The organism is Pantoea sp. At-9b (assembly GCF_000175935.2).
Classification (GTDB): domain Bacteria; phylum Pseudomonadota; class Gammaproteobacteria; order Enterobacterales; family Enterobacteriaceae; genus Pantoea.
This window is the reverse complement of sequence record NC_014840.1, coordinates 291603-314342: the sequence shown is the minus strand read 5'-3', so window position 1 is coordinate 314342 and position 22740 is coordinate 291603. Positions and strand designations below refer to the sequence as shown.

Genomic DNA, 22740 nt, shown 5'->3' with positions numbered 1-22740 from the left:
GGTTATGGCAGAGATTATTCGTTCTAAAAAACCGTTGGCTGTCAGTCCGGTCAAGAGCGGGCAACCGCTCGGTGCTATCCTCGCCAGCATGGGGTTTGAACATTGTATTCCGCTGGTACATGGCGCGCAGGGGTGCAGCGCCTTCGCTAAAGTCTTTTTTATCCAGCATTTTCATGACCCTATCCCACTGCAATCCACCGCAATGGACCCGACGTCGACCATTATGGGAGCCGACGACAATATTATGACGGCACTGAACACGCTGTGTCAGCGCAATAACCCGAAAGCCATCGTATTGCTCAGTACCGGATTGTCGGAGGCGCAGGGTAGCGACATTTCCCGCGTAGTACGCCAGTTTCGTGAGGCGTCCCCCCGCTTTAAAGGGGTGGCCTTATTAACGGTCAATACCCCTGATTTTTACGGCTCACTGGAGAATGGCTTCAGTGCCGTCGTGGAAAGTATGATCGAGCAATGGGTCCCGGATAAACCGCTGGGCGTGGGGCGCAATCGACGCGTCAATCTGCTGCTTAGTCATTTGGTCACGCCCGGCGAGGTGGAGTTACTACGCAGCTACGTCGAGGCGTTTGGTTTGCAACCCGTGATGGTGCCGGATCTGTCGTTATCGCTGGATGGGCATCTGGCGAGTGGTGATTTCTCACCGGTGACGCAAGGCGGTAGCTCTCTCGCACACATCGAACAGATGGGCCAAAGCCTGTGTACCTTCGCCATTGGTGTGTCGCTGTCCCATGCCGCTAGCCTGCTGGCTCAGCGCAGCCGTGGTGAAGTGATCACCCTACCGCATCTGATGACACTGGCGTTGTGCGATCAATTTATCAACCAGTTGAAGGTGATCTCGGGTCGCAGCGTACCAGGCTGGATAGAACGTCAACGCGGGCAGTTGCAGGATGCGATGATCGACTGCCATATGTGGCTTCAGGGCGTGCCAATAGCCATGGCGGCAGAAGGCGATCTGCTGGCGGCCTGGTGTGATTTTGCCGCCAGCCAGGGCATGGTCGCTGGCCCGATTATAGCGCCGGTCAGCCAGAGAGGATTGTCCCATTTACCGGTCGATGAGGTGGTCATTGGCGATTTGGAGGATATGCAGGATCTGCTACGCCTCAACCCGGCTAGCCTGTTGGTAGCAAACTCTCACGCGGCCGATCTGGCCCGGCATGCGGGTCTCTCCCTGATTCGTGCCGGTTTTCCCATTTACGATCGGTTGGGCGAGTTTCGTCGAGTGCGTCAGGGGTATATGGGAATCCGTGACACCTTGTTTGAACTGGCTAATGTGATGAGCCAGCACCATCATTCCCTTTCCCCCTGGCGTTCACCTTTACGCCAGCAATTTGGCCCGGGGGCTCAGCATGTACCATGTTAACCGGCAGTTCAGTACCGTCTGCGCGGACGAGTGGCCAATGAAAGTGGCCTTTGCCAGCTCGGATTGCCTCCATGTAGACCAGCATTTTGGTGCAACCCCCCGCCTGGTGGTATACGGGGTAAAAGAACATGAAGTGATGCTGTTGCGCGTGGCTGACTTTGCCGTATTTTCAGGCCATCAGGAGGAGAAAATCAGCAGTCGCATCAACGCGCTGGAAGATTGCGTCACCCTGTATTGTGTGGCAATCGGCGAGATGGTGTTTCGCCAGCTACTGCAAATTGGCGTGCGGGCGGTGCGTGTGCCTGCGAGTACCACCATTGGCGAATTGCTTCAGGAGATTCATCACTACTGGTACGACAAAGAGCAGCGTAAAAAGAAGCGTGACCCGGAGCGCTTCGCCCGATTGCTGGAGGAAAAAGAATGGGATGATAAAGACATACGCTAGTCGCTTCTCTGACACAACTGTGACAAACCCCACATATCACCGCGACACTGAGCGCGGTTTTTTTATGAAAAATCCACTATTGCACTGAATATTATCGATTTTTACTTCTGGTACTGCTTTTGCTTGCTAGTGATATCCCGCTGTTTATTACGGCGGGGAAATGCGCCAAGGCGCTTTCCGTCATAGTACTGGGAGCTGAGAGCATGTGGAATTATTCCGAGAAGGTGAAAGATCATTTTTTCAATCCCCGCAATGCCCGAGTGGTGGATGAAGCTAACGCGATTGGCGATGTGGGATCGCTGAGCTGCGGCGATGCTCTGCGTCTGATGCTGCGAGTTGATCCGGAAAATGAAACCATTCTGGAGGCCGGATTTCAGACCTTTGGTTGCGGCAGCGCCATTGCTTCGTCTTCTGCTCTGACTGAGCTGATTATTGGCCGCACGCTTGCTGAAGCTGAACAGGTCACCAATCAACAAATTGCGGATTACCTTGACGGCCTGCCGCCACAAAAAATGCATTGTTCAGTGATGGGCCAGGAAGCGCTGCATGCGGCAATTGCCAACTATCGCGGGCTCAGCCTCGACGATGACCACGAAGAAGGAGCGTTGATTTGCAAATGCTTTGGTGTGGATGAGGGGCACATCCGCCGTGCCGTGCTCAGTAACGGACTTACCACACTTGAGGAAGTGATCAACTACACCAAAGCGGGCGGTGGCTGCACCTCCTGTCATGAAAAAATCGAGCTGGCACTCGCGGCTATTCTCGCCAGCGCTCCCGAGATGACTGCCCCGGTCAGCCCTGCCAAAGATCCCCACTGGCAAGACGTGATGGAAACCATCACCGAACTGCGGCCGCATATCCAGGCCGATGGCGGCGATATGTCGCTGGTGAATGTCGCCAATCACACCGTGACTGTCAGCCTGACCGGCAGTTGCAGCGGTTGCATGATGACCGATATGACCCTCGCCTGGTTGCAGCAAAAACTGATGGAACGCACCGGTTGTTATATGGAAGTGGTGGCGGTTTAAACCGTCGTTAATCAAAGGGGAACACGCATATGAAGCAGGTTTATCTGGATAACAACGCTACCACCCGTATTGACCCGATGGTGCTTGAAGCGATGATGCCGTTTTTAACCGAGCATTACGGTAATCCCTCCTCGATCCACGATTTTGGTACGCCATCCCGCGCTGCGTTAGAACGCGCCCATCAGCAGGTGGCGGCGCTACTCGGCGCGGAACACAGCAGTGAAATTATCTTTACCTCCTGCGCCACCGAAGCCACCTCCACCGCGCTGCACAGTGCGGTGGAGGCACAGCCGGAAAGACGGGAAATCATCACCACCGCGGTCGAACATCCGGCGACACTGGAGGTTTGCGAGTATCTGGAACGCCATGGCTACCTGATTCATCGACTGGCAGTCGATAGTGAAGGTGCACTGGATATGGCGCAGTATCGCCAGGCGTTGAGCCAGCGGGTGGCGGTGGTCAGTGTGATGTGGGCCAACAACGAAACCGGGGTGATGTTTCCGGTGGAGGACATGGCAGCGCTGGCCCATGAGTATGGCGCGTTATTCCACTGTGATGCGGTACAGGTGACAGGCAAGATTCCCCTCCATGTGGGGCAGACTAAGATCGATATGCTCTCCTGTTCCGCCCATAAACTGCACGGACCTAAAGGTGTGGGCTGTCTCTATCTCCGGCGCGGAACCCGTTTTCGTCCCTTGCTGCGCGGCGGTCACCAGGAACGGGGACGTCGCGCCGGTACGGAAAATATCGCTGGTATCGTCGGTATGGGGATGGCGTGTGAACTGGCGCAGGTGCATCTGCCGGGAATGAGTACCCTCGGACAGTTGCGGGACAGACTCCAGCAAAGCGTGATTGCCCAAATTCCTTCCGTCCGGGTGATGGGAGGTGAACAGCCGCGTGTTCCAGGCACCGTCAATCTGGCGTTTGAGTATATCGAAGGGGAAGCCATTTTATTGCTGTTGAACCAGGCCGGGATTGCGGCTTCCAGCGGCAGTGCCTGCACTTCAGGATCGCTTGAACCCTCACATGTCATGCGGGCGATGAATATTCCCTACACGGCAGCGCACGGCAGCATTCGTTTTTCACTGTCGCGTTATACCCGGGAAAAAGAGATCGAGTACGTCATTCAGACGTTGCCCGCCATTATTGCCCGTCTCCGCCTGCTGTCGCCTTACTGGCAGGATGGCAAACCTGCGCCGGAACAGGCCGCATTTATGCCCACCTACGGCTGAGGAGGATACGGCGATGTCTACAGTTTTGATTAACGATACCACCCTGCGGGACGGTGAACAGAGTCCTGGCGTAGCGTTTCGCGCCAGTGAAAAAATCGCCATCGCAGAAGCGTTATACGATGCCGGTATCACAGCGCTGGAAGTAGGAACCCCGGCCATGGGTGAAGAGGAGCGCGCACGCATCCAACTGGTTCGCCGCCATCTGCCTGATGCCACCTTAATGACCTGGTGTCGCATGAACGCTGATGAGATCCGCCAGAGTGCGGAGTTGGGGATGGACTGGGTCGATATCTCGCTGCCCACTTCCGAAAAGCTGCGGCAGTACAAGTTACGTGAGGCACTGCCGGTCTTACTGGAGCGGCTTGCCGATCTCATTGCGTTGTCACGATCGTTGGGGATGAAGGTTTGCGTGGGATGTGAAGATGCTTCCCGCTCCAGCGATCGCGATCTACGCCTGGTGGCGCAGGCGGCACAGGAAGCTGGTGCGCAACGGCTGCGCTTTGCCGATACCCTGGGAGTGCTTGATCCCTTTACCACCGCTGCCCGTATTACCGCGCTGCGTAACATTTGGCCATTCGAGATTGAAATGCATGCGCACGATGATTTAGGTCTGGCAACCGCCAACACGCTGGCCGCTGTCCAGGCCGGTGCAACCAGCGTGAACACGACCGTGTTGGGATTAGGTGAACGGGCAGGCAATGCGGCGCTGGAGACGGTCGCACTCGGTCTCAGCCGCTGTCTGGAGCAGGACTGCGGCGTCGATTTTCGTCTGCTCCCGGCGCTATGTCAGCAGGTCGCTGAAGCGGCACAACGTACCATCGATGTTCAGCATCCGTTGGTGGGCGATCAAGTTTTCACCCATGAATCCGGCGTGCATGTCGCTGCCTTACTGCGCGATCGGGAGAGTTATCAGGCTATCGACCCGGCGCTGGTAGGACGTGAATATCGACTGGTGCTGGGTAAGCACTCCGGGCGGCAGGCAGTGGATGGCGTGTTCAGCAAAATGGGATATACCCTCGACACACTGCAAATAGATTTGTTGCTACCGGCGATCCGCCGTTTTGCCGAAAGCTGGAAACGTATTCCGCAGGATTACGAGTTGATCGCCATTTATGATCAGTTATGCGGTGAAACAGTGCCAACGCTAAGGATCTAATATGCAATGGTTTTATCAGATACCCGGCGTTGATACGCTGGACACGGCGGAATCCTTTTTTGTGTTTTTTGCCGTTGATTATGATGCCACCTTGCTGAAACCCTGTTGCCTGCCGGTGTTGCGTGAATTTCACCGTAAGATACGCGACAACGTACCTCTACAAAATCATCTGGAAGACGAACCGCGTGCACCCTGGCTGCTGGCCCGACGTTTACTGACAGAGAGTTATCAGCATTACACGCAAGGAGGCCAGCCATGAGAACAAAATTCGCATTAGGCGATGAAGTCAGGGTGATCCGTGCCATCCGTAATGACGGCACCATGTACGGTTACGCCACGGGAGAGCTACTGGTACGGCGCGGCAGTACCGGTTTTGTGCGTTCATGCGGGACTTTCTTGCTGGATCAGATTATCTATCAGGTCCACTTCCTCAATAGCGACATGATTGTCGGTTGTCGCGAGCAGGAAATCATCAGCGCAACAGCAGCCTGGCATGCCGGGCATTTTCAGTATGGCGACAGTGTGATCTGTCGCCATACCCTGACGGTGGAGGGGAAAGTTGCCGTGCGGTCCGGCGCGCGGGGCCGCATTGAACGCACAGACCAGGGGGAGCATGGTGAGATCTATACCGTGATGTTTGGTGAACGCTGGTTTCAGGTTCCTGCCAGCGCGATCAAATTGTTGGAGGAATAATCGTCATGTCCGAGCTATGGGAACGCTTCTCGCGGATGCAACTGGCGCAAACTCGCTGGCAGTGCCAACCGGATTCCTTATCCGTCAGCCAACTGGCGGAGTTTAATCGGCTGTGGCAACGCCAGCGACAGATGGAATATGCAGTGGCGGGGGCGACGGGTGAGGAGCTCATTCCTGAGACTTGTCTTGCCAACATGACAACGTCACTTTCTCCTCTCCTTTCAACGCATGATTTTTCTGCTGCCGAGCGGCTATCGATTATTCAGCATCACACACGGATGGAAATCCAACTGGCACGGGTGGCGGAACAGGCACCGGTGCCGGATGATTTGCAGGTGCTGGCTTGGTACCGGCGGCATCAGGGGCAGTTTATGCGCCCGGAGCAGCGACTGTGCTGGCATTTGTTACTGACCACAGATCAGGATGGTCCGGCAGTGCATCGTCAGATGCAGCAGTTGCGGCTACAGATAACAAACAACCGGCAGGCTTTCAGCTCGCTGGCGCAACGCTGGTCGCATTGTCCCAGTGCACTTGAGGGCGGCCGTATGGGCTGGATTGGTCGGGGCTTACTCTATCCTGAGCTGGAAGAGGTGTTATTTGCGATGAAACCCAATGCCGTCAGCCAGCCGATTGCAACTCAGCTTGGCTGGCATTTGTTGTGGTGTGAAATGATTCGCCCGCCTGCCCCGATGGAACAGGAAGCTGCATTGACGCGAGTGCGCTCGCTGTTAACTCGCCAAAACCAACAGCAATGGCAGCGGCAATGGCTGAAGCAGCTATTGGAAAAATGACGACAAAAAAAGCCATTATCGCAGAGGATAATGGCTTCAGGGCTACGTGGAGATTTATTGCACGGTCTGGCTACATAATTACCGGTCTGATGCTCTCCAGCCAGGCGTCAAGTCGCTCCTCAGTGAGGTCATACTGATTGTCCTGATCCAGCACCAATCCGACAAAATCGCCCTGTTCCAGCGACGCTGAAGTAGTGAACTCATACCCCTGATTGGGCCATTGCCCGATGATTTGTGCGCCACAGTTTTTTAGTGCGTCATACAGCGGGCGCATGCCACTGACAAAATTATCGGGGTAGCCTTTTTGATCGCCCAGACCGAACAACGCAACGGTTTTACCGTTCAGACTTGCCCCATCAAGCTGTGCCATAAACTCTCCCCACGATGCTTCTTCACAGCCCGCATCGATTCCCGGCAATTGTCCATCACCAAGCGTTGGCGTGCCGAGTACCAATACCGGGTACGAAAGGAAAGTTTCAAGAGAGATGCGATTGATATTCACCGGCGTATCTGCCGCTTCTCCCAGCTTTTTGTGGATCATCTTAGCGATCTTGCGGGTTTTACCCGTATCAGTGCCAAAAAAAATACCAACGTTCGCCATGTCGCGCTCCTGTGAAATAAAAGAATCGGTCCTCTTTACTGTTGCGAATGCTGTGCCAGCTATCCTGGCTGCACAAACGTTGCACAATTTTGCACCGTCACGCACCAGCTGAGACGCATCTCAGGCGCGCTTTCTGTCGCGGCAGGAAGCTTTTTTGGCAATTTCATGAGGGATGTGCGGCTAAAACCGATCTGGATCAAGGTTAGGGCGAGTTGCTACCGCTTAAGGCTTAGTGTTTGCATGGTTATTCGACAGGTCGCCACCGCTGCGGCAAATGTCGACAGGTGGCACAAATTGTCATAACTGCGACACAAATAACCTGAGTTCCGGAGGATGTGATGACTGAGAATATGATGATGGATGCCGCTGAACCGCAAGCCATTGCACGAGGGCTTTCTCAGCAACATCCCGGGCTGTTTCTGACCATTGTTGAAGAGGCACCTGTTGCTATCTCACTAACGGATGCTGAGGCCCGTATCATTTACGCCAATCCGGCGTTCTGCCGTCAGACGGGCTATCCGCTGGAAGAGCTGTTGCAACAAAACCCACGGCTGCTGGCCAGTAAACAAACCCCACGGATAATTTATGAGGATATGTGGCGTTGCCTGCATCTGCGGCAACCCTGGCGTGGGCAATTGATTAACCGCCGTCGCGATGGAAGCTTGTTTTTAGTGGAAATTGATATCACCCCGGTCGTCAATGCCTGTGGGGAGCTGGAACATTATCTGGCGATGCAGCGTGATATCAGCACGGGCTATGCGCTGGAACAACGCCTGCGCAATCAAATGACGTTAACCGAAGCCGTGCTGAATAATATTCCAGCCGCTGTCGTCGTGGTGGACGAACAGGATCAGGTGATTATGGATAACCTGACTTATAAGACATTATGCGCCGATTGTGGTGGCAAAGAGTTGCTGACTGAACTGGATTTTTCTGCGCGGAAAAAGGCGTTTGCCGAGGGAGCAGTGACTCCGGTGGTGCTGTGTGGCACTGTGCGCTGGCTCCGGGTGACGTGCTGGACCCTGCCGGGTGTCAGCGAGGAAGTCAGCCGTTATTTTATTGATAACGGCCTCGCCCGAACGCTGGTGGTGATCACCGATCACACCCAGCAGCAGCAACAGCAGGAACAGGGGCGGCTCGATCGACTCAAACAACATATGACCACCGGTAAATTGCTGGCGGCGATCCGTGATTCCCTTGATGCCGCATTAATTCAGCTGAATTGCCCCATCAATATGTTAGCAGCTGCTCGTCGTTTAAATGGTGACAACAGCAATGTAGCGCTCAATTCGGCCTGGCATGAAGGTGAAGAAGCGATGGCGCGTCTGCAACGCTGTCGCCCTTCTCTGGATCTTGAGCCAGCGACCATGTGGCCTCTTAGGGATTTTTTTGCCGACCTGCGCGCCCTTTATCACACGCGTTACCAGCCAGGGGGAAGCTTGCAGGTGACTCAGGGTGCCCCTGAGCTGGTGTGTTTCGGCCAGCGAACACAGGTACTCGCCTGTCTCAGTTTATGGCTGGATCGCACTTTAGATCTGGCCGCTGAAGTGCCGAATTTCGTGCTGGAAACGCAGTTGTATGCCCACGAAGAAGAGGGCTGGCTGGCATTTTACTTATGCGACAACGTCCCGCTGAAGCATGTGCGCTACAACCATAGCGCTGATGCATTAAACGCCCCGGGTAAAGGGATGGAGCTGCGGCTGATTCAGACTCTGGTCGCCCATCATCGTGGGGCGATTGAGCTCACTTCTCCGCCTGAAGGTGGGTCCTGCCTGACCTTGCGTTTCCCGTTATTTGCCTCACTGACCGGAGGTGCCAAATGACCCAGCAATTTGAATCCGACAACCGGGTTTGGCGTTTTGATCTGTCCCAACAGTTTACCGCGATGCAACGCCTTAGCGTGGTGTTGAGTCGCTCGACGGAGCGAGATCGGACATTACAGGACGTGTTGTACGTACTGCATAATGATGCATTTATGCAGCATGGCATGATTTGCCTGAGCGACAGTCAACAGGACCTGCTGACCATCGCGGCGCTACCGGAGGCCGACGTGCAACAACTGACCGATGGCCTGAAAGTCCGTTATCGTATCGGAGAGGGGCTGGTTGGTACGGTGGTGTCTCAGGGGCAATCGTTGGTTTTGCCGCGACTGGCAGATGACCCACGTTTCCTTGATCGCCTGGGATTGTACGACTACAACCTGCCCTTCATTGCCGTGCCGCTGATGGGGCCAGACTCAAAACCGATTGGGGTTTTGGCCGCCCAACCGATGGCGCAGGCTGAATCACGGCTCACCTCCTGTACCCGCTTTCTTGAAACTGTCGCCAATCTGGTAGCGCAGACGGTGCGCCTGCTGTCATCACCACTTCCTTCCGTTCCACGTCCGGCAGTGATAGCCGCCGCCAAGGGGCGCAACTGTGTTCCTGCCCACAACTTCGGCTTCGAAAATATGGTGGGAAAGAGCCCGGCGATGCAGCAGACACTGGACATTATTCGGCAGGTCTCACGCTGGGATACCACGGTGTTGGTGCGGGGTGAAAGTGGGACTGGTAAGGAATTAATTGCCAACGCCATTCATCATAATTCCCCGCGGTCCACCTTCCCTTTTGTGAAGTTTAACTGTGCGGCTTTGCCCGACACCCTGCTTGAGAGTGAACTTTTTGGTCATGAGAAAGGCGCGTTTACCGGGGCAGTGCGTCAGCGAAAAGGACGTTTTGAACTGGCAGATGGTGGCACGCTTTTCCTTGATGAAATTGGTGAAAGCAGCGCCTCTTTTCAGGCTAAATTGTTGCGGATATTACAGGAAGGAGAAATGGAACGGGTCGGTGGTGATGAAACCCTTCAGGTCAATGTACGGATCATCGCCGCGACCAACCGCAACCTGGAGGAAGAGGTACGCAACGGGAATTTCCGCGAAGACCTGTATTACCGCCTGAACGTGATGCCGGTCTCTCTTCCTCCGCTGCGTGAACGGCAGGATGATATTCCTGAACTGGCACACTTTCTGGTACGCAAAATCGGGCAACACCAGCACCGCACTCTGCGGATCAGTGAAGGGGCAATTCGCCTGCTGCTGAGTTACAACTGGCCGGGTAATGTGCGCGAACTGGAAAACTGTCTGGAACGTTCGGCGGTGATGTCGGATAGCGGGTTAATTGATCGTGAGGTGATCCTGTTCAATCACCGGGAAACAGTACCGAAACCGCTGGCGGTCAGCGCACCACGCGAGGACAGTTGGCTTGATCAGAATCTTGATGAACGCCAGCGGCTGATCGCTGCGCTGGAAAAAGCCGGGTGGGTGCAGGCCAAAGCGGCGCGTTTATTGGGGATGACACCACGTCAGGTTGCCTATCGCATCCAGACGATGGATATCACCATGCCACGCATCTGATCCACATTGTGATGATCTGCACATTGTCAGCTACAGGTGGCGAATATAACAAAGCCTGGCGCGGCTCGCTGAATAAAGTGCTTTAATTTCATCGTATTAACCAGGTGGCAAACGGTACATATATTGCAGCAGGCAGTTTAAGACTACATCATCAAGGTAACGCCATGACTTCCTGCTCCTCTACCGCCTGCCAGGCACCGACCCGTGAGACGCTGACCGATCTGGTCGCGGGTAAAGTTGCGTCACATCCCTGTTACTCACGCAGTGGGCACCATCGTTTCGCGCGAATGCATCTGCCGGTCGCGCCTGCCTGTAACCTGCAATGTAATTACTGCAATCGCAAGTTTGATTGCAGTAACGAATCGCGACCGGGCGTCTCCTCTACCCTGCTCACGCCTGAACAGGCGGTTGCTAAAGTTCGTCAAGTGGCGACCGCGATCCCACAATTATCGGTGGTGGGTATCGCTGGACCTGGCGATCCGCTGGCGAATATCCATCGTACCTTTAGCACCCTTGTACAAGTGCGTGAAGCGTTTCCGGACCTGAAATTATGCCTCTCCACCAATGGCCTGATGCTGCCTGATGCGGCTGATCGACTGGTGGCACTGGGTGTTGATCATGTCACGGTCACCATTAACACGCTTGACCCCGACATTGCGGCGCAAATTTATGCCTGGCTGTGGCTGGATGGCGAGCGTTACAGCGGGCGTGAAGCAGGTGAAATTCTGATCGCCCGACAACTGGAAGGTGTGCGCCGCCTGACATCGCAAGGCGTATTGGTGAAAATCAACTCGGTGTTGATCCCCGGTATTAACGAGCATGCATTACCCGATGTCAGCCAGTTGCTGCAAACCAGTGGCGCATTTATCCATAACATCATGCCGCTGATTGCACGCCCCGAACATGGCACGGTATTTGGCCTGAACGGGCAACCGGAACCTGATGCGGCGATGGTCGCCGCAGTCAGGCAACGCTGTGGCGAGATCATCCCGCAGATGACGCACTGTCATCAGTGCCGGGCGGATGCGATTGGTATGCTGGGAGAAGATCGTAGCCAGCAGTTTGCCGCGATTCCGGAACCCGAATCCGCTTCGCAACCCTGGCTGCCTGTGTTGTTTCAGCGGGCGAAGTTGCATGCCAGCATTGCGACCCGGGGAGAATCGGATGAGGAAGAGGCTTGCCTGGTGGCTGTCGCCTCGCAACGCGGGGATGTGATCGACAACCATTTTGGTCATGCCGAGCGGTTTTATATCTACAGCCTTTCTGCGGCTGGGGTGGTCTTGGTGAATCAGCGTTTCACGCCAAAATACTGTCACGGCAGCGACAGCTGTGAACCTGAACCGGACAGCGAAGCGCGCATGGCGGCGATTTTTGACCTACTGGCCGATGTAAAGGCAGTTTTTTGTGTACGGATGGGGTATACGCCCTGGCAAAAACTCGAAGCGCGCGGTATTCAACCTTGCGTAGATGATGCCTGGCAACCGGTAACGGAAGCCCTGGATCGCTGGTGGCAGGATTATCGTGCGCGGACAACATCCCTGAGCTTGCGTAATAAGGGGGTTGCATGACGGCACAACAAGACTGGTTACGTCGGTTGGTATCTCTCTATCTTCAGGGATGCGGTAGTTATCCAAAGAGAATGGGACTTTCTCCGCATCAGTGGGTGCAGTTGCCACTACCAGCCCGGCAACCGTTAATTCCAGCAGATACGCAGATGCGCCATCAACTCATGAGTGAACTGATCGCCACGCGCAGCGATGAGCAGCAACAACTGACGTTATGGCTGGCGGAATATATGCAGCCAGACGCAGAGCCGATGCACTGTATTATTGCCAGCGTCTCGCTGGCTTTTAACCATCTTTGGGAAGATCTGGGTCTGAGTTCCAGAGCCGAGCTGCGGCAACTGATGAGTGACTGCTTTCCTGAGCTGGTAGTGATGAATGATAAAAACATGCGCTGGAAAAAGTTTTTCTACCGCCAGCGTTGTTTGCATGCACAGGGTGAATTAATTTGTCGTTCACCAAGTTGTGATGAGTGTTGTGAAAGGCAAGTGTGCTTTGATAATTCGTGATTTCCGGGACAAAGACGGCAGGTAACTGCTGACCTTTAGCGGGGGAAATTCAAACTGTAATTAACATGGGTATAGTTACAGCATACATTACACAACCAATAAATCCCTGCCCAGACACCCAGCCGAATTCGCTTAACAGTGAATTATGTACGAGGTTTGCACTGACTTTTGGTGGAGAGGGGCATCAGCGGTTAGGTAGCGCGCCTGTAGTTGATCATAATCATTCTGTTTGTTGTAACTAATTACAAAGTAGAGAGCCACTCTTTGCTGGAATTGAATATGCGAATCAGTCGGCGGTTTCCACAGTATTCAGAGTAAATTTTTCACATCAGAAATGGATTCCCTCTTCCCTCCCCTTCCAGCTCCTTTTGTAAGGAACTTAACAGAGTTTTGAGCCTGTTACTTAGATAACCGGTAAATTCAGCACGCCCCAGCGTTCTGTCAAAAACTGTCTGCGGTAAAAAACGCCGCATTTCTGCTTCAAACCGTCCATCGCTGACCGTCTGGTCAATGCTCTCCAGGCGAAGCTTTAAAAGTTCCCTGTAGTTTGGGATCCGATAGTCCTGAATTTTCCTGCGAATCAGTTCAATATCATAGGCCGCGTTCTGCTGGAGTAACCACGGCAGATCCCAGATATCGCGATAGCGGACATATTTTGTTGTGGCGACCAGGGAAATGAGTTTGTCACTCATCACTTCATCAAGCGTTTCACACATCACAAGCGTGTCAGCATAGCCATCAGGTAGAACCGTATAGTTACGTGATAGTCCCATCGGCACTCTCGTGTAGGCGGGAATATTTGCAATCTCAATCTTGATACGCTGCTTTGGCATATCACGCCTTTCAGGGGAGGTGGTGACGGATACCTGCCATTTATCAATACGAATATCCTCATAGCCCGGCTCCCGCCGTAACTCATTTGGCTCTTTTACGCTGACCTCTAATCCGTAACGCGTTCCCAGATAATCTTCAATGCAGGTTTTCATGTTCTTGAGATGTGAACCGGAAAACTCAGTTCCACCCGCAAAATCCAGATCCTCACTGAATCGGTTACCACCATAACAGAGCCTTAATGAGGTCCCTCCCTGGAAAGTCAGATCCTGTAATAAACCGGCATTATCCAGGCAGTAGAGAATGTCGTAGTGCAAAAGTTCTTTTTCCACCACGCTCCGTAGACCTTCAAGCTCAGCGGACTCCATCGCCTGACTGACCAGTACGGCAAAATTAACTTTCTGATTCACGGTTCAACTCCGATTCATCGATCAGATGCGTGTTACGCCCGACACGGCGCAAATCCCTTGCTGCAGCTGCCATCGTCGCCTGCCGCAGCGGCGAGTCCCCCATATAAGTATCCCGTAAAATCTGTTCAGGAGAACGTTTAGTATGGGTGAACTCAATCACCCCGAAAGGGGTTTTATGTTCTTCTGAGCGTCCGGTTGTCATCACCGTGATGCGGCCAATGGGGATTTGGGAGATGACACCATACGCTGATAACGCTGATTCGAGGCTGAGATAGTTATACTCTCCCCGGCGCAGTGCCAGAACAATGCGCTCAAGTGTGTAGGCATCTTTACTTCTGGCATGGGCGTAAACATATACACCACGAATGGCTCGAGAAAGGATGCCATCCTTAACCAGACGATTCAGTCCTGCATTCAATGTCTTAGGACTGTCTTCATGGAAAATTTTGGCCAGATCACGAGTAGTGAAGACATAACGCCCTTTCTTATCGAAGGCGTTAAAGCGTTCAATAGCAGTCATTCTGTCCATCGATAAGTTCCCGTGAATACCACATAAGTTTAGTATTCATGTATACCTGAATTCGCAAAACCCGTCAAATACACATGAATACCACCAATTAGTAGTATTCATGTAACCTTATTGCAAGGTTGACGTTTGACGCTACAAACATGACTTTCATTAAAGGCAGCAGACGCGATAGCTCTACCCGTGCTTCATTAACCACATTCCCTTCAGCATCTTCCGGGCTTAGCTGGAGTGACCCCGTTTCCACAGACAGTCTCTGTCCTCACGACGAGGCCTTTTCGAAGGCCCCCGGACTGACGCCACCCAGATGGCTGTGCCGCCGGGTCCGGTTGTAGAACGTTTCAATGTAATCGAAGATATCCGCCCGGGCCATGTCCCGGGTTTTGTATATCCGCTTTCTGATGCGCTCCTTTTTAAGCGAGCTGAAGAACGATTCTGCTACCGCATTATCCCAGCAGTTGCCGCGACGGCTCATGCTCGGCGACAGGTTATGGGCCCGGCAGAACCGCTGCCAGTCATCGCTGCCGTACTGACTGCCCTTCCGGAACTGAGCCAGAATTAATGTCGGTGATAGACTGGGACTGGAGTCATACTGGTTCAACAGCTGTCTGGCAATATGGTTAGCACCCAGCAAGGCAAATCATGCGAGTCCCTGCGTTTTTAACGGCATATATGCCTGAACACCGAGCTCAGCAGCTATGGTTTAAATACTACGGGTTCTGCAGAACACCATTCGACCTCACCTCGTGCACGAAAATCAGCTATCGCTGCTTCAATAACCTGCAGGCTTAATGAAGGAGCATCAACAATGATACGAAGCCCCCGCCCATACACATATCCGGGTAAGTACTGATATCCCCGGCAGATAATGGGAACATCGCGAGTCATTTCCCCTTCACACTTTTGGACATACTGCGAAAATGTAAGACCATCGAAGATCGAATATTCTTGCTCTTGCTGCCTAATCAGTGTGTGACTGACAATTTTCCCTTTCGCATTGAAATTGGGTCGAGTCTCCATTCTAAATTCCTGCTGACGCTCCTGTTCATTCAACAGAGAAGAAGCTTTCTCAAAAGTACGAGACTCTATCGCATCTCTTAAAGCCAGTTCAGCAGTGATGATCTCGGCATTCCAGAAAACATCAGGCGCTAACCCGACGAAAAAGATGTCACTCCATTCCCAGACATATGCCGAACCTTCTCCATAACGGGAGAAATCACACTCGTCGTAGAATACTCCGCCACAGCGATGGCGTTCCTGATGGATGCGATTTTTAAGCTGAATAACTTTCCGACGACGACTGCGTCGGGATAAGGAAGTAAAAGGACGATGTTTACGTTGATATGGCATAGAAATCCCCAACCGATAAGCGCGTGAGCGGCCGGGAACAACCCAACCGGACAGCATGCCAAAGTGTGGGGGAAATTGATACAATTCTTTTAATTAACCTTAAATACAGAACACTGCAAAGGCTTTACGGATGCCACTCCCACGGATTAAGCAACTTAACGCCTAATTCTTCGAAATCTTTCACATTCCAGGTAACGACAGTCATGTCATGTCGGTATGCAGTTGCGGCAATCATGGCATCATTTGCCGAACGCTGATCAGGTAATTTTCCCCTTGCCTGTTTTTATGCTGCTGACCCGAATCTTGCGAAAATGATTCTGATTTTTTCCGAACTTAGTGGGGAGCTACAGGCATCACTGCTGTCAACTTACGAAAATTCACCAGCCGTATCCAAAACCACTTAACGGTTTTACCGGTCAGCCAGAGAGTGGCCAATACCAGGAACTCATGTTGTGGCACGACAACTGTCGAGCGTCAGTGATTTAAAAAAATCTCCAGACAGCGCTTCATCATGCCAGACGTTCAATCAGTTTCTGGCCGAACGTGGTCAGCAGCATCCGTCAGTAAAGTAACCAGCAAGCCCCCTTACCAATAAAGGGCCCGCCAGTTAACAGTAACTACCCGGATGCCTGTGATACGATGGCTACGGTCAGGGACTATTTCTTTCTTGGTAACATAACCGTGGTAGCCTGTTTTTGTGCCTTCAGGAGCCTTGGCCTGACGAAGAAGAACATTACTGCTACGAAAATAACAAAGAAAACGACTGACATCGGCTAATCCCCTTTATTGAATCACATGTTCCATAATGTTTTTCATTTCCTCAGAAATCTTACTTTTAGACCTTTTTACGTAGTAATTATACAAAGGTCTTAAGGCAACCCCTTCTTTGACCTTCTGAAGGAAATTCCAGTAGTTGGGATCTGCATCCCATTGCATCGCCTGTTTGATCCAGAAATCCATAACAAATAGATTTTTATCCATACCCCGAGCATTAAATGCGCAAAAAGCATACAGATAGGCGATATAGGCCAACTGATCCAACCTTACACGCGCTTGCAGCAATACTTTGGGGGCCTCAATAAACAACCCCTGGCGAATCTGCTTCTCATCACTGGATGCAATTAAACTACATGCATAATCATACTGTGATAATGCATCCCCCGACTGGATATTGAGTTTTAACAATCTCTCTCTTTCAATGGCTAATTCTGCCTTCACTGAGGGATTATCGTTACCTTCTATCAAAGTCTCTAAATCACGCGATTTAATCAACATCGCCTGTGAAGATCTTCGCTGCACGGCAATATCAAGGAACATATTGGATTTATCGATATTCGTATTAACCGAAAACATTTGTGCAAGACCCGGGGTGTTACCGTGATAAATTTCATAACACAGTATGGATGCGTTAACCCCACGATATTCAGTGGCAAATTTTTCAATTACAGGCTTTATCGAAGCAGCATAGCCCATCTTACTCAGGATGAAAATGTGCAATCTGAACATACCGTAATCAAGATTGCGTTCTGCGGAAATGTAATAACGCTCAATACTTTCGCGTTGAGTTTCAAGGAAAACGTCAGATAAGGGAAAGTTTGCCGCCAGGGCGCTGTATAAAACTTCCAACGGGGATGTAAGATTGCGATAACGCGTTTGTCTGGAGAGGTTGTCAAAGACATTCAACTTATCTTCAAACTCATAAATCTTCATCATTGAGAACAGGACATTGAAAACCTCAGTGGCCCGATAGAAAATAATCCAGGGTGAAGCCAGTCTGACAATGTCATGCAATGATTGATAAATACTTTGTACCAATGCATCTCTCGAATTCTGACGATCGTCAGGCATAGTCGTCAGAATATGGTAACAGAAATCAATATATTCGAACCGGGTCAGAGAGTCTTCTTCGTCACTGAGGTGGTCATTAACCAGTTCTGCGAAATGCTTCTCACTCTTTTCCAGCGCTTTTCGAAGATTGATTGATGGCAGCGTGTTATATGCCGTTAGCCGGTCATATTCTTTCTCGCGATGCAATATTTTTATCTGGAAAGCAGATAAACCTGAGCAGTAATCGCTTGCCAGGAATTGATCTACTTTTTCATACTTTTCATCACCATACCATCTTGGCGACAGAAACCTGATAATCGTTTTTCTTGACTCAATATGTTCAGGTGCCGTTATCAGAATGTGCCTCAACCAATAGAGTGGAATGAAGCTCATTTCATCAGCAGTTGGTGTCGAAAGCGTTATGTTAATCGCTCCCTCTGGAAGGCTATATCCTGCAAATGAAGATATATATTCTCTGGCCTCCCCATCGTAATGCGCGCAGGTGAAGCTAATCGGCTGATTGACTGGCAACTCAAGCCAGTCAGGTATACCAAATCGGCCTGATGCCTCTAATAACTTGTTGAGGGTCACAACACTTTCAGGATTGAATTCAAGAGTTTTCAACGCCCAGTAAAAAAACTGGTCGTTGGCAATGCTGAATCGCAGGCGTTGCGCGAGAGTTACGCGGTCCATAGTTTGTATCCCACGCTCATTGGCAGCGGTCATATACCAAAAGCCGGCAATAAAGACATAAGGATAATAACTCTGCGGCATTTCCTGCTGCCAGGCATGAAGTTGTTGCAGTATTTCATTCGCCTCTTCAACCTGAGGGTTAAACAGGAACTGAATTTGCAACACTTTATGCAGATCCGGCCCCACCAACGGTGCAAACAGCCGCTCAAGGTTTTGGTAATTCTTTTGACTTAAATTACGCTTTACTTGCTGTTGTAAGTCATATACTTCGACGAGAGATTTCATGAGTAAACGTCCTGTTCCTGAATCACGATGTTATTGCATAAATGCGGAAAAGCCTTTTTCTCTAAAAGGAAAAATAGGGTGAACTGAATGGATAGACCAATGATAGAAACCTGTCTATGGGAATCATCTGATATAGAAAAATGCGGACAAAATCCACAATACCGGAAACATATTATTGTCCAGGCATATAATTCACCTCCGATACTTGTTTCGCATATTAATAATCAGGACAAACTTTCTAAAATCCCACAGGTGAGTACGGTATGATATCAACATGCTTGGATTAATATGCGACAGGCTAATGAAAGATTCTGATTTAACGACAAAACCTATTGGAATGACAGGGAGGGTTAATGAGCACGTTATCGCAAAATAAATGGAGTTCAGCGGGCATGCTTTTAGGTGCCGTGGCTTTGATGCTCAGCGTTTTCCATTTCACCACAGGCCCTTTCACTTCACCCACACAGTCACTTGAACACATCGTTGCAGACAAAGTCTCTGCCGTTAAAACGGGGATTATTGCTGGCCTGAAGGGAGAAGAACCACCCGCAACTGCCAAAAAACGCGCTCCTGATATTGATGCTCTGCTCGACAATGCAGGGATTGGTATGGCAATTATTGCCCTGCTCTGCGCTTTTATCGGTGGCATTCGAAAGGAGAACGCATGGAGTGTCAGTGGTGCCATGCTGTTTGGTGGAAGTACGTTGGCGTTCTACGCGATCTTGCTGTATGTCGGGCTTATCTGTGCGCTCCTGTTGCTATTTCTGGTCGTGTCCTGGTTTGCTGGCCCACCGGTTTAACATACCTATTCATTTTAGTTCGAGCGAAGAAAGGTGATCATTTGATTGATATACAGTATCACGACAGGCACTTTACGAGAGATCAGATTACACTCACCAACGAGGAGTAAGTCGGTCCGTCAGGGAGGGAAAGAACGTCATGTCAAAATCAAAAGATCCGTTCGTTATTGCGCTGAGTCTTGCATATGACCGGGCAATGGCAGCACGTGAAGCTGTCGAACACAGGTTAGCCAGCATTCCTCTTCAGGAACGTCTGGTTCAGCGCTGGCTTAATGATACCGCCACTATCGCGGCTCAAGAATACTCAGGGTGGGATATACAGTCCCATCCGGTTCAGACACGAATACATAATGAGTGTGATAAGTTAGCTCGCTATAAAATCGAAATAGATGATCGCCTTATTAAATATGCTGACGCGTTAAAATCTCTTGAAGAAGTGGAGGAGATGATTCTTTCCGCGAAAACACACACTCCCTCTCCTGAAATAGCAAACGTTTTGAAGTCCTGTCCGCCCGTTTTACGTTGCAATCCGTGGCCTGAAAACTGGCCGCCCCAGAAAAATTTTATTTTCCGTGAGACCCCATATCAGGCTCACTCTTTTGTGAAGAAGATACCCTTGCCTACTCGCCCAGCACCCTCGTTAACGCCATTCTGTATAAACCTGGCTGATCACGAAATTGAGCTTTTCGCTCGCTATCAGGAAGGTATCACCTTCTTTAAAGAGGCACTTTCGTCCTTTCTTTATGAGTCCGGTTTTTCCTCACGCTGGCCAGCTATTCTCGAAGCCATCCGATGCGGTATCCGCTGGCCACTTTTGGACCAATACCTTGAAAAAGTAGAGGAACCCTGGCTTCCCAGAGAATTTGTCAATGAGGAGTTCGGTCTCAGAGGCTCACTGGCACGTCGTGACCCACTTGCGGATATAATGAATAGTGTTTCTCAGGAGGCTGCTCATTGGTATCTGACACAGCATACGGGAAGTACGGTGTTGCATGAAGACTTTGTGGACACAGCGATTATTGAAGAACTGATGGGCATCGGCCTGATAAAATGGGGGCCAGAAATGCCCACGTCTGAACTGTTACGCAACATCTCTTTTCCTGAAGTTAAATCTCTCTTCGCTCTGGCAGGTTTAACACCACCAAGAGGGTATAACGCGGCTGTAACCAGATTTAATGAATTGACTAAAGCCTACGGCATGGATGGAATTGAATATAAAATAAGATGTCTGGTTGATGTGTCTCGCATCATTAACGTATTAGAAATTAATGGATGGGAGCGGGAGGAACGGCTTGGCCCTCGTGCTCGTGCCAATGTTTTAGTCAGTACATTGGTCATGTTAGATGAAGGAGACCCGGGTCCAATTCGTATAATCAACTGGAATTCTCATTGAGAAAGTTAACAAACGAGAATTGCCCCCTGTCGTTCAACATACACCAATTATGTCGGAGATATTCTCGGTGCTCATGCTGATGCTCCTGCATTGATTGCTTTACACCCAAAAAATAATCATCAAATCAATCTGCCCCAGTAGACTTACGAAATATTATTGGTGTATCTAAAGCCTTTTGAAAGTAGAATTCCTGACAATTCTCATCATTATCCCAAACCTCTATTTCAATAATGTCTTTTTTGTGATTGTCAATCAAATAACAAACAATATCAAAGCAATCATAGTATTCATCACCTTTCCCTCTTAAATCTTCTACTTTTTTCTTTTGCTCTTCATTACAATGATATTTTCCTCTTAAATTTTCGTGAGCACGCCTTTCTGAAAACTGCTTTATCCAGTATTCGTGTTTGCAATCACCACCCTTTATTTTTACAATAGAAAACCTTAAGCCATAATGTTCTTCTTTCTTTAACTCACCACTAGCGTTTAAAGGATCACTATACATGCCGTTATAGATCGACTTCCAAAAAAAATCATTCACATGATAAAATTCATATACCTTTCTGTATAGGTCGCTACTGATCTTTATCTTTTCGAAATGAATACCTAACATCTTCATCAAAGATGGATTCAGGTTGATTCCTAAGATATCTAAACTTTCAAGCGCCGGTGGATTATAATTTATTTTCACTTTTCTCTCCCTACTCACCTTCTGGTCAACATTCTCAGCCAGACACGGTAAACATCCATATATAAAATGACTCAATAATTAAATGCCTACGATACATGGTGTATTGTTTAAAGATTCATAAATCATAAAGCACCTGACGACACCAGCAAAGAGCAATTTTTTACGATATAGCCCGAAACGGGTCGGGCGTAGAGGGTGACGGTAGCACTTTTGTGTTAAAAAAGGTGCCTGATATACCTCAGAAGAAAAACTCCGGATGCGAAAAGCGGACCTGAGATTACCGATATGCAAAGCGCTTTTCGGGATGAAATCCCTGCTTTTTTCCACTGCGCAAACCACATGGCCGCACCCCAAAACACGGAAAAGCATACGGCGCTAAAGACGAATTCAATCACATAATGCTTCATATCAGTTCCCTGATTCTGGCTGTTGTTCCTGTCGGATTTTGACCATTTACTAAAAGGCTCAGCCTGGTTCACCCAGCAAACGTTGTCTGTAATATTTGCGGGCAACGTGAATGACAATTTGACCGTAAACAAAACCGCCAATCGCTCCCATGGCGATAACACCCGGGAAACCAAATAATTTGACGCCTGCGCCGGATAAGAGTGCACAGAGTAACAGCCCGGTCCATGTTTCCCAGTGCCGAAAGGTTGAGGTATAGATGTCGTTCCAGCGTTTGCCACACTCTTTTGATGAGAGTTGTGATAGCTCGGGGATACTTCTGAGTGTCCAGTAGATTTTCATGCAGATGTCCTTATTGCGATGAATACGAATAGGAAAACATAAAAAGGGCGCTGATAAAAGACTTATGCACTGTTGCTGAAGCGCCAGGCATGAGGCGCTATCAGCCCTGGCCGGTAGACCCAAAACGCGTTATTGCGTTTCGGTGGAGATGACCGGCTTTGCAGGTGTGCGGAGTGGAGCTGACGAGCCGCCCATACCTGCGAGCCGAAATTGAATAAATATTGGTCAGTTAAGGTGGGGAATATAATTTCCCTTCCAAATTGAAACCTTATTCCATTGTTGATGGTTTTTATTGTTCATAAAAACCCACTGCATTCACCCTGATTAGCAGTGATAACATCCAACTAAAAGCGGATAAGCAGCAATAGATTTCCAGACTCAAGTTAACTGATAAAATTTAC

At 50.4% G+C, this 22740-nt stretch carries 22 protein-coding genes and 2 pseudogenes; 14 read left to right on the top strand and 10 right to left on the bottom strand.

All coding sequences use genetic code 11. The annotated features are described in order from the left end of the window. Positions 1 to 4: 4 nt before the first annotated feature. The 8 genes from nifN (at position 5) to nifM (ending at position 6723) form a co-directional block, all read left to right on the top strand. Positions 5 to 1378, top strand: a complete 1374-nt coding sequence (gene nifN, locus PAT9B_RS27270) for a nitrogenase iron-molybdenum cofactor biosynthesis protein NifN (protein WP_013512508.1) — start codon at positions 5 to 7, stop codon at positions 1376 to 1378. Further along, positions 1365 to 1823, top strand: coding sequence for a NifB/NifX family molybdenum-iron cluster-binding protein (locus tag PAT9B_RS27265; RefSeq protein WP_041526251.1), 459 nt, complete (start codon positions 1365 to 1367; stop codon positions 1821 to 1823). Before nifN ends, PAT9B_RS27265 begins: the two co-directional genes overlap by 14 nt. 203 nt (positions 1824 to 2026) lie before the next feature. Continuing rightward, on the top strand, positions 2027 to 2851 hold the full coding sequence (gene nifU, locus PAT9B_RS27260; protein WP_013512506.1) for a Fe-S cluster assembly protein NifU: 825 nt from the start codon (positions 2027 to 2029) through the stop codon (positions 2849 to 2851). A 29-nt stretch (positions 2852 to 2880) separates the two neighbouring features. Beyond that, a complete protein-coding gene (gene nifS, locus PAT9B_RS27255; RefSeq protein ID WP_013512505.1) occupies positions 2881 to 4083 on the top strand; it encodes a cysteine desulfurase NifS in 1203 nt (400 codons plus the stop codon). A 13-nt stretch (positions 4084 to 4096) separates the two neighbouring features. Then, the gene (gene nifV / locus PAT9B_RS27250; protein WP_013512504.1) at positions 4097 to 5239 is read left to right on the top strand and encodes a homocitrate synthase; all 1143 of its coding nucleotides are present in this window, start codon (positions 4097 to 4099) and stop codon (positions 5237 to 5239) included. 1 nt (position 5240) lies between these two features. Next, on the top strand, positions 5241 to 5498 hold the full coding sequence (locus PAT9B_RS27245) for a nitrogenase-stabilizing/protective protein NifW (RefSeq protein WP_013512503.1): 258 nt from the start codon (positions 5241 to 5243) through the stop codon (positions 5496 to 5498). Then, complete coding sequence (locus PAT9B_RS27240; RefSeq protein ID WP_013512502.1) at positions 5495 to 5932, top strand: nitrogen fixation protein NifZ; 438 nt, start codon at positions 5495 to 5497, stop codon at positions 5930 to 5932. Before PAT9B_RS27245 ends, PAT9B_RS27240 begins: the two co-directional genes overlap by 4 nt. Positions 5933 to 5937: 5 nt before the next feature. Further along, positions 5938 to 6723, top strand: coding sequence for a nitrogen fixation protein NifM (gene nifM, locus PAT9B_RS27235; protein WP_013512501.1), 786 nt, complete (start codon positions 5938 to 5940; stop codon positions 6721 to 6723). A 70-nt stretch (positions 6724 to 6793) separates the two neighbouring features. On the opposite strand, the gene PAT9B_RS27230 is transcribed toward nifM, so the two are convergent. Beyond that, entirely contained in the window at positions 6794 to 7324 is a 531-nt protein-coding gene (locus tag PAT9B_RS27230; protein WP_013512500.1) for a flavodoxin, read from the bottom strand. 338 nt (positions 7325 to 7662) lie between these two features. Here PAT9B_RS27230 and nifL point away from each other — a divergent pair, with 338 nt between their 5' ends. The 4 genes from nifL to PAT9B_RS27210 all read left to right on the top strand — a co-directional run bounded on the left by nifL (position 7663) and on the right by PAT9B_RS27210 (position 12786). Then, a complete protein-coding gene (gene nifL, locus PAT9B_RS27225) occupies positions 7663 to 9147 on the top strand; it encodes a nitrogen fixation negative regulator NifL (RefSeq protein WP_013512499.1) in 1485 nt (494 codons plus the stop codon). Further along, complete coding sequence (gene nifA / locus PAT9B_RS27220) at positions 9144 to 10715, top strand: nif-specific transcriptional activator NifA (RefSeq protein WP_013512498.1); 1572 nt, start codon at positions 9144 to 9146, stop codon at positions 10713 to 10715. The genes nifL and nifA overlap by 4 nt, the downstream gene beginning before the upstream one ends. Positions 10716 to 10879: 164 nt before the next feature. Beyond that, positions 10880 to 12283 (top strand): nitrogenase cofactor biosynthesis protein NifB, encoded by a 1404-nt coding sequence (gene nifB / locus PAT9B_RS27215; protein WP_013512497.1) that lies wholly within the window; start codon positions 10880 to 10882, stop codon positions 12281 to 12283. After that, a complete protein-coding gene (locus PAT9B_RS27210) occupies positions 12280 to 12786 on the top strand; it encodes a nitrogen fixation protein NifQ (protein ID WP_013512496.1) in 507 nt (168 codons plus the stop codon). The genes nifB and PAT9B_RS27210 overlap by 4 nt, the downstream gene beginning before the upstream one ends. A gap of 323 nt (positions 12787 to 13109) precedes the next feature. Here the strand turns inward: PAT9B_RS27210 and PAT9B_RS27205 are convergent, their stop codons facing one another. From PAT9B_RS27205 to PAT9B_RS27185, 6 genes and pseudogenes are all read right to left on the bottom strand, one after another. Beyond that, complete coding sequence (locus PAT9B_RS27205; protein WP_013512495.1) at positions 13110 to 14027, bottom strand: nucleotidyl transferase AbiEii/AbiGii toxin family protein; 918 nt, start codon at positions 14025 to 14027, stop codon at positions 13110 to 13112. Continuing rightward, a complete protein-coding gene (gene abiEi, locus PAT9B_RS27200; RefSeq protein WP_013512494.1) occupies positions 14011 to 14556 on the bottom strand; it encodes a type IV toxin-antitoxin system AbiEi family antitoxin in 546 nt (181 codons plus the stop codon). The genes PAT9B_RS27205 and abiEi overlap by 17 nt, the downstream gene beginning before the upstream one ends. 259 nt (positions 14557 to 14815) lie before the next feature. Continuing rightward, positions 14816 to 15094: pseudogene (locus PAT9B_RS27195) on the bottom strand (IS3 family transposase); the annotation flags it as partial. Positions 15095 to 15249: 155 nt separating this feature from the next. Then, complete coding sequence (locus PAT9B_RS27190; protein ID WP_013512493.1) at positions 15250 to 15903, bottom strand: hypothetical protein; 654 nt, start codon at positions 15901 to 15903, stop codon at positions 15250 to 15252. A 124-nt stretch (positions 15904 to 16027) separates the two neighbouring features. Then, positions 16028 to 16147: pseudogene (locus tag PAT9B_RS31555) on the bottom strand (VapC toxin family PIN domain ribonuclease); the annotation flags it as partial. 539 nt (positions 16148 to 16686) lie between these two features. Further along, on the bottom strand, positions 16687 to 18708 hold the full coding sequence (locus PAT9B_RS27185) for a DUF4034 domain-containing protein (protein ID WP_013512492.1): 2022 nt from the start codon (positions 18706 to 18708) through the stop codon (positions 16687 to 16689). Positions 18709 to 19061: 353 nt separating this feature from the next. Between PAT9B_RS27185 and PAT9B_RS27180 the strand changes: the two genes are divergently transcribed. Both PAT9B_RS27180 and PAT9B_RS27175 read left to right on the top strand, forming a co-directional pair. Beyond that, on the top strand, positions 19062 to 19508 hold the full coding sequence (locus PAT9B_RS27180; protein ID WP_013512491.1) for a hypothetical protein: 447 nt from the start codon (positions 19062 to 19064) through the stop codon (positions 19506 to 19508). A 139-nt stretch (positions 19509 to 19647) separates the two neighbouring features. After that, positions 19648 to 20901, top strand: a complete 1254-nt coding sequence (locus PAT9B_RS27175) for a hypothetical protein (protein WP_013512490.1) — start codon at positions 19648 to 19650, stop codon at positions 20899 to 20901. Positions 20902 to 21025: 124 nt separating this feature from the next. On the opposite strand, the gene PAT9B_RS27170 is transcribed toward PAT9B_RS27175, so the two are convergent. The 3 genes from PAT9B_RS27170 to PAT9B_RS27160 form a co-directional block, all read right to left on the bottom strand. Beyond that, complete coding sequence (locus PAT9B_RS27170; protein ID WP_013512489.1) at positions 21026 to 21592, bottom strand: hypothetical protein; 567 nt, start codon at positions 21590 to 21592, stop codon at positions 21026 to 21028. 215 nt (positions 21593 to 21807) lie between these two features. Continuing rightward, entirely contained in the window at positions 21808 to 21999 is a 192-nt protein-coding gene (locus tag PAT9B_RS31550; protein WP_041526249.1) for a DUF6404 family protein, read from the bottom strand. Positions 22000 to 22057: 58 nt separating this feature from the next. Further along, positions 22058 to 22339 (bottom strand): hypothetical protein, encoded by a 282-nt coding sequence (locus PAT9B_RS27160; protein ID WP_013512488.1) that lies wholly within the window; start codon positions 22337 to 22339, stop codon positions 22058 to 22060. Positions 22340 to 22740: the final 401 nt, after the last annotated feature.

Coding starts and splice junctions, on each gene's coding strand:
- nifN (WP_013512508.1), top strand. CDS start 5: ATGGCAGAGATTATTCGTTCTAAAAAACCGTTGGCTGTCAGTCCGGTC.
- PAT9B_RS27265 (WP_041526251.1), top strand. CDS start 1,365: ATGTACCATGTTAACCGGCAGTTCAGTACCGTCTGCGCGGACGAGTGG.
- nifU (WP_013512506.1), top strand. CDS start 2,027: ATGTGGAATTATTCCGAGAAGGTGAAAGATCATTTTTTCAATCCCCGC.
- nifS (WP_013512505.1), top strand. CDS start 2,881: ATGAAGCAGGTTTATCTGGATAACAACGCTACCACCCGTATTGACCCG.
- nifV (WP_013512504.1), top strand. CDS start 4,097: ATGTCTACAGTTTTGATTAACGATACCACCCTGCGGGACGGTGAACAG.
- PAT9B_RS27245 (WP_013512503.1), top strand. CDS start 5,241: ATGCAATGGTTTTATCAGATACCCGGCGTTGATACGCTGGACACGGCG.
- PAT9B_RS27240 (WP_013512502.1), top strand. CDS start 5,495: ATGAGAACAAAATTCGCATTAGGCGATGAAGTCAGGGTGATCCGTGCC.
- nifM (WP_013512501.1), top strand. CDS start 5,938: ATGTCCGAGCTATGGGAACGCTTCTCGCGGATGCAACTGGCGCAAACT.
- PAT9B_RS27230 (WP_013512500.1), bottom strand. CDS start 7,324: ATGGCGAACGTTGGTATTTTTTTTGGCACTGATACGGGTAAAACCCGC.
- nifL (WP_013512499.1), top strand. CDS start 7,663: ATGACTGAGAATATGATGATGGATGCCGCTGAACCGCAAGCCATTGCA.
- nifA (WP_013512498.1), top strand. CDS start 9,144: ATGACCCAGCAATTTGAATCCGACAACCGGGTTTGGCGTTTTGATCTG.
- nifB (WP_013512497.1), top strand. CDS start 10,880: ATGACTTCCTGCTCCTCTACCGCCTGCCAGGCACCGACCCGTGAGACG.
- PAT9B_RS27210 (WP_013512496.1), top strand. CDS start 12,280: ATGACGGCACAACAAGACTGGTTACGTCGGTTGGTATCTCTCTATCTT.
- abiEi (WP_013512494.1), bottom strand. CDS start 14,556: ATGGACAGAATGACTGCTATTGAACGCTTTAACGCCTTCGATAAGAAA.
- PAT9B_RS27190 (WP_013512493.1), bottom strand. CDS start 15,903: ATGCCATATCAACGTAAACATCGTCCTTTTACTTCCTTATCCCGACGC.
- PAT9B_RS27185 (WP_013512492.1), bottom strand. CDS start 18,708: ATGAAATCTCTCGTCGAAGTATATGACTTACAACAGCAAGTAAAGCGT.
- PAT9B_RS27180 (WP_013512491.1), top strand. CDS start 19,062: ATGAGCACGTTATCGCAAAATAAATGGAGTTCAGCGGGCATGCTTTTA.
- PAT9B_RS27175 (WP_013512490.1), top strand. CDS start 19,648: ATGTCAAAATCAAAAGATCCGTTCGTTATTGCGCTGAGTCTTGCATAT.
- PAT9B_RS31550 (WP_041526249.1), bottom strand. CDS start 21,999: ATGAAGCATTATGTGATTGAATTCGTCTTTAGCGCCGTATGCTTTTCC.
- PAT9B_RS27160 (WP_013512488.1), bottom strand. CDS start 22,339: ATGAAAATCTACTGGACACTCAGAAGTATCCCCGAGCTATCACAACTC.